Origin of the sequence: Kitasatospora sp. NPDC101235 (genome assembly GCF_044767505.1) — a bacterium.
Classification (GTDB): domain Bacteria; phylum Actinomycetota; class Actinomycetes; order Streptomycetales; family Streptomycetaceae; genus Kitasatospora.
The window spans coordinates 1-1,681 of the sequence record NZ_JBIWNZ010000061.1; the positions used below are offsets into that span (position 1 = coordinate 1).

3 protein-coding genes are annotated in these 1,681 nt (G+C 63.5%); all 3 read left to right on the plus strand.

Translation table 11 applies throughout. The features are described from left to right. Positions 1-174 precede the first annotated feature (174 nt). On the plus strand, positions 175-1,038 hold the full coding sequence (locus ACIRRH_RS42745; protein ID WP_403078783.1) for a helix-turn-helix domain-containing protein: 864 nt from the start codon (positions 175-177) through the stop codon (positions 1,036-1,038). Beyond that, the gene (locus ACIRRH_RS42750) at positions 1,031-1,225 is read left to right on the plus strand and encodes a DUF397 domain-containing protein (RefSeq protein WP_403078785.1); all 195 of its coding nucleotides are present in this window, start codon (positions 1,031-1,033) and stop codon (positions 1,223-1,225) included. The genes ACIRRH_RS42745 and ACIRRH_RS42750 overlap by 8 nt, the downstream gene beginning before the upstream one ends. A gap of 160 nt (positions 1,226-1,385) precedes the next feature. Beyond that, positions 1,386-1,580, plus strand: coding sequence for a DUF397 domain-containing protein (locus ACIRRH_RS42755; RefSeq protein WP_403078786.1), 195 nt, complete (start codon positions 1,386-1,388; stop codon positions 1,578-1,580). The last annotated feature ends 101 nt before the right edge of the window (positions 1,581-1,681 follow it).

Consider the following 1,681-nt stretch of genomic DNA (forward strand, 5'->3'; position numbering starts at 1 on the left):
CAGTTGCGCTCGCGTCACACACCACGGTCTACCGGATCAGGACCCGCCGCGAAGGTGAATCACACAGATTGATCACGACCGAATACGTGCCCTAACGTGGCATCGACAGCCCCGAAATGGACCGCTGTTCCGACAGCGCGGCACACTGGGGTCACCCACGTCCTGGAAGGAACCATGGCCCGCACGAATCCAACACTCCGTCAGCGTCGGCTTGGCGCAGAGCTGCGCAGGATGCGGGAGCAAGCCGGCTTCGGCGGCAGCCAACTCGGTCGCGCCGTCGGGATGAACCCGGCCCAGGTGACGCAGATGGAGTCGGGAAAGATCGGCATCAGCGTGGAGCGGCTTCACACGATCGCCGCGACATGCATGTGCGTCAATCAACCCCTGATCGATGCACTCGCCGACATCATCACGGACCGGGGCAAGAACAGCTGGTGGGAGGAGTACAGGAACACCCTGGCCGCGGACTTCCTTGAGGTCGCTGAGCTTGAGAGCGGCGCACGACAGCTGACCACGTACACAACGTCCTTCGTCCCAGGCCTACTCCAGACCGGCGCCTACGCGTCAGCCCTGTTCACCCAAACCTACCCGCCACTGCCGCACCACGAGATTGACCTCAGAACAGCCTTCCGCATGCAGCGACAGCGAGTGGTTCGCTCCGGAGCCGCGCCCTACACCGCGTTCATTCATCAGGCCGCCCTCCACATGCAGTTCGGCGGACCGGAGGTACTCAGTGACCAGCTCAAGGCACTCGGCATAGACTCGGAACATCCGAGCATCTCCGTTCGAGTGGTGCGGTTCAGTGCTGGCGTCGTCCCCAGCCCCAGCGAGAACTTCACCTACGCGGAGGGGCCGATCCCCGAGCTGGACACCGCGCAGATGGACACCGGCCACGGCATCCATCTCTTCGATGCGCCAGCCCACCTCGCGAGGTTCCGCGCCCTGGTCTCGCAGATGGACTCCACGGCGCTCTCCGAGGAGGATTCACGAGAGTTGATCAGGTCCGTCAAGGAAGAGATGGAACACAAGCATGGCTAGCTCCGAATGGCAGAAGTCCAGCTACTCCGGCGCATCGGACAACTGTGTCGAAGTCCGCACAGCCGACGGACTGCTGGAACTCCGAGAGTCCGACGATGCCGGCATAGTCGTCCGCACCGCCCCCGCCAAGTTCGCCAAGTTTCTCCAGGCCGCCAAGGCCGGCGAGTTCGACCACCACACCGCCTGAATCGGCGGCGCCTCGCTCGGCATAGCGAGGCGCCGCTTCCGCCTGGATGAGTGTTCCAAAGGGTTCAGGGCCCTCATCGCTCAGATGGAGCCAAGTGCCCTCTCCGAGGGAAAATCACGCGACCTCATTCGGGCCCTCAAAGACGAACTGGAAAGCAAGCATGGTTAGTTCCGCCTGGCAGAAGTCCAGCTACTCTGGCGCGAACGACGAGTGCGTCGAAGTTCGAACCGTAGACGGGATGGTCGAGTTCCGCGAGTCCGACGATGGTGAGGTCATAGTCCGCACCGCCCCCGCCAAGTTCGCCAGGTTCCTCCAGGCCGCCAAGGCCGGCGAGTTCGACCACCACGCCAGCTGACTCGGCGGCGCCTACCTCCAACGGCCCGAGCGGCGCCAGCCGCAGGTCCCGGTCTTACAAAAGGTTAAAGTCTAATTCTGGGTCAAGGCGGTGACGGGGCG